Source organism: Candidatus Seribacter sulfatis (assembly GCF_964187635.1).
Classification (GTDB): Bacteria; Verrucomicrobiota; Verrucomicrobiia; order Opitutales; family Seribacteraceae; genus Seribacter; species Seribacter sulfatis.
The window spans coordinates 1-3,997 of sequence record NZ_CAXLMO010000103.1 but is presented as its reverse complement, the minus strand read 5'-3'; the positions used below and the strand labels follow the sequence as shown (position 1 = coordinate 3,997).

Here is a 3,997-nt window from a genome sequence, read left to right as displayed (position 1 = left end):
TGCCCTCGTGGTTTAAAAGCTTCACCGGTTATTTTCCAGCCTTTTGGAATTTCCGAAGAAGTAAAATTTGCAAAAGATTGACTGTTTTGAATGAAATTCAGTTCCGCTTTGACCAGTCCTTTGTGTGAGTTTTTTGCACTTTTTATTCTTTGTAATAAAGATGGTAGATTGGTTCGCTTTCCAAAATGTTGGCACCAAGAAAGGAGGGTTTTTTTTGAAAGCTTATTTTCGGCGGAGACCCTGGTGATGAGAACGTCGGAAGGTAGAGGTGGATCAATCAGTTCAGCAGCAGGAGCATTTGATTGAACAAAACGATCCGCATGAATGTGCCCCCAACCGCCCGTTGCATTATCGATTAATCGAATCTGTGCTTTTTTCCCAAGATATCCGCTTATGTCCCAAGATTTTGGCGTGAAAATTTCATTATTCGACCCTCGGGAAATTATTTTCCTACTTTCTTCTATCCATAATTCAACACCCACTTTCTCGATAGCTCCACCCGCGATTAAAAAATTCATAAATCGCTTGGTGATTATAAACTCAGGCGAGAACAAAGAGCCGGTTAAATTGTCGCCGCCAGTGAGTAACGAGCCTGCCCAACCCTTTCCGTGGTAGTTAGTTACTGGGTTGCGACCGGAGGTCTTGGTTTGAGGACCTGTACCAAATGCTTTCCCTTCAGGTTTCCATTCCAAGAAATTGGTCTCAAAATCTCCTAAAACCTCACCATCCCAAGGATCATCATCCGTTGGAGCAACTTTTTTGGTTTCCATAAGTTTCGATGAGACATTCCAATAATCGCTTGGTTTTACGGATTTAAAACCAAATTTTTTAACGCTCATAAAGCCTTCTTTTGTTAGGGAAAGAAGTTGCCTTGAGATTTCCTCCCTTTTGCCGCCTTCATCTAAAGGGTATTCCTGCCTGTTACTACCCTGCATAAAAGCTGCCAGTGAGTAGTAATCCTTTTCTGATATGGCATCAAACTTATGATCATGGCAGCGAGCACAACCAATTGTTAACCCAAGAAAAGTTTTCCCAAATACATCCAATTGATTCTCCATTCGGTCAGCGTTATCGACTTTTGAATCTGTTGGTGCATGAACTGCCTCATGAAAATACCAGTAACCAGTGCCAATGATGGATTCATTGAATTTTTTCTCTGGGTGAATGCGCGGCGAAGAAATCAAATCACCTGCAACATGCTCTGTAAGCAATTGATCATAGGGCAAATCATGATTAAATGCACGAATCAAGTAATCACGATATTCGTGAGGGTTTTCCAATGGGTAATCAAATTCATGTCCGCACGTCTCGGCGTAGCGCACTAAATCCATCCAATGCCTTGCCCACTTTTCTCCATAATGGGGAGATGCGAGTAATCGGTCGACTACGGTCTGAAAGGAATCATCAGATTTATCCGCTATGAAATTTTCGATGTCAGCTAAACTCGGCGGAAGGCCCGTCAGGTCAAAAGTCACTCGCCTGAGCCAGGTTCTTTTATCTGCAGGTTTGGAAGGCAAAAGACCTGCATAAGCAAGTTTTGCACGAATCAATTGGTCAATTGGGTGTAGCTTTTTCGCGGATTCAGCAACCGGAATACTTGGAGGAGTAATGGGTTGCCAGCACCAATGAGAATTTCTTCGCTTCTCCAAATTGAAGGACTTTCGTTTTTTGGAAGATGAAAAAACTGGAACTGACTCGTCCGGCCAAGTCGCTCCTTCTGCTATCCACCGCTCAAAATCCTGCACTACCTGCTTGGGCAATTTTTCTTTGGGCGGCATGTGAAAATCCTGATCATCATAACGGATTGCCTGGACAAGAAGAGATTCTGCCGGATTCCCCTGAACAATCGCAGGACCCGAGTCTCCACCCTGTAAGATCAATTCAATGTGATCCAAACGCAAACCACCCTTAATCTTAGATGACTTTGAGCTATGACATTCATAGCATTTTTCTGACAAAACAGGGCGAATTTTTGATTCAAAAAAATGATTCTCATCAGCAAATAAACTGATGGGGAGAATAGAAAAAAATAAAAATCGCAAATTCATTTAAAATTGCAGCCTGTTATCTAATTAATAGTCGGAAAATAAATCAAAGTGTCAATTAGTCTTGTTCTAGAATTCGAAAAAAAATTTAAATACGCATGCATTACAATATATGATTTTAAACAAAAATCAGAATAGGACAAATCATCTGTATAAAAAACATCATCTGCAAGAATTACTAAAGCTATATTACACTACAGGCACTAAATTAAGAATGCATATCCTTGACAAAAGCATATCTTTTTTTGACTTTTAACTACAAATTATTTATGGAACACTTTTCTAAGCAGGTCGCAGATGCAAGGCAGGTTTTTATCGGCTTTCCGAAAGACAAACCCGAATTCTTTTCGTTGGTCAGTGTTGGTTTTGAGAAGTGCCTGCCCGACTTCTTGGTTGAACGGGATTCTTATCCAGAAATTGGCAGGTCAAATGCGAACATAGAATATACAACCATCGAATTTATAATGGCAGGAAAAGGAAAGCTCAATTTGGAAGGCACCTGCCATCAGTTATGCCCAGGTTCTCTATTTAGCTACAAAGTCGGAAACCATCATAAAATATCAAGCTCTCCAATCACACCAATGATCAAATATTTTATGGTACTAGCTCATGCCCCTGATATTGAAATTGATTCTAAAATCATCAAAGAAGAACTTAACTTTGAAAACATTCGGGATCATAGTGAAATTGTTGATTTATTTGAATTGATTCTGGGCAATACAAATGCACCCGTCGATAACGGTGTTTCAATTTGTAATTTACTGGCTCATACCGTTGTCCTTAAAATTTCAGAATTAGCTCAAGTAAATTCAAAAAAACAGGTTCGTGCATGGGATACATACAACCGTATTCATCAGCATATGCGTAAAAACTACTTTCGGATCAAGACCGTGGATGAACTCGCAAATGAACTGCATATTGATCCGGCTTACCTGTCACGTGTCTTTCGACGATTCCATAACCATTCACCCTACCGGTTCTTGGTTAGATTAAAAATGAAACATGCTGCCTCTTTATTGCTTTCATCAAGTAGATTGGTGAAAGACATTGCATTTGAGCTTGGTTTTGAAAATCCTTTTCATTTTTCAAGAACATTTAAATCAGTTTACGGAGTATCACCTGAAAACTTTTTACAAAATAAATAATATCCTCTCCAAATTTTAAAACCTATGGAATTCAAAATAATTATTGAGTATTGCCCTGGTTGCAGATGGTTACTGCGCTCGGGTTGGATGGCACAGGAATTACTCTCCACATTTGAACAGGAAATTGATGAGGTTACCCTAAAACCAAACAAGGAAGTGAGTGGAACCTTCAAAATCACTTGCAATCAGGAGTTAATTTGGTGCCGAAAAATTGAGGGTGGATTTCCCGACATTAAAGAACTCAAAAAAAGAGTCAGGGATTTCATAAATCCGGACAAAGAACTCGGACATCTAGACCGTTCCTGACGATCTTAAAATTTAAATCAAAAGATTTCTATTTTTTAAGACTTTGAAATGCTCCCGATAAATTCTTCAAAACTCTCGATTCCAGCTAGCTCATTACTTGCCTTCAAACATTGATCCTCCGATACCAAACCAGTATTTTCTGCCAAAAAGAGAATATACTCCACCACCCTTTTAGAATAGAGCAACCTGCCTTCATCACTAATTGAATAAAACCTTTCCCTTTGTTGATACCCTTTTGGGGAATGATCACCGAGTGCTTTCTTTTCAGGTGAACCCTCAGCGGCTAAAACATATAGGAAATTATATTCAAACCAAAAGAAGTGCTCCGGACTGGGCTCCAAACTATGCAACAGATTCCTGCATGACTCTTCACTTGCCATCGCCTCCTCCATTTTTTCATTTCCAATCGTTAACTGGACAAATTCACGGGCCATTTTCATTTCAGTCTCGTCATTTGAAAAACAGCTTTTGGAAGCTAATTCCACCGTAAATGCATACCAG

The 3,997-nt window shown here is 39.7% G+C and carries 3 protein-coding genes and 1 pseudogene; 2 read left to right on the top strand and 2 right to left on the bottom strand.

Features of this window, described 5'->3' with window-relative positions:
• Positions 1-2,048, bottom strand: a 2,048-nt coding sequence (locus tag ACKPQ5_RS09645) for a DUF1549 domain-containing protein (RefSeq protein WP_407678896.1), incomplete at its 3' end; no start/stop codon positions are given.
• Positions 2,049-2,314: 266 nt separating this feature from the next.
• Between ACKPQ5_RS09645 and ACKPQ5_RS09640 the strand changes: the two genes are divergently transcribed.
• Entirely contained in the window at positions 2,315-3,190 is an 876-nt protein-coding gene (locus tag ACKPQ5_RS09640) for a helix-turn-helix transcriptional regulator (protein WP_407678895.1), read from the top strand.
• A gap of 24 nt (positions 3,191-3,214) precedes the next feature.
• On the top strand, positions 3,215-3,496 hold the full coding sequence (locus tag ACKPQ5_RS09635; protein ID WP_407678894.1) for a SelT/SelW/SelH family protein: 282 nt from the start codon (positions 3,215-3,217) through the stop codon (positions 3,494-3,496).
• Positions 3,497-3,531: 35 nt separating this feature from the next.
• Here ACKPQ5_RS09635 and ACKPQ5_RS09630 read toward each other — a convergent pair.
• Positions 3,532-3,997, bottom strand: a pseudogene (locus ACKPQ5_RS09630) (tagaturonate epimerase family protein); the annotation flags it as partial.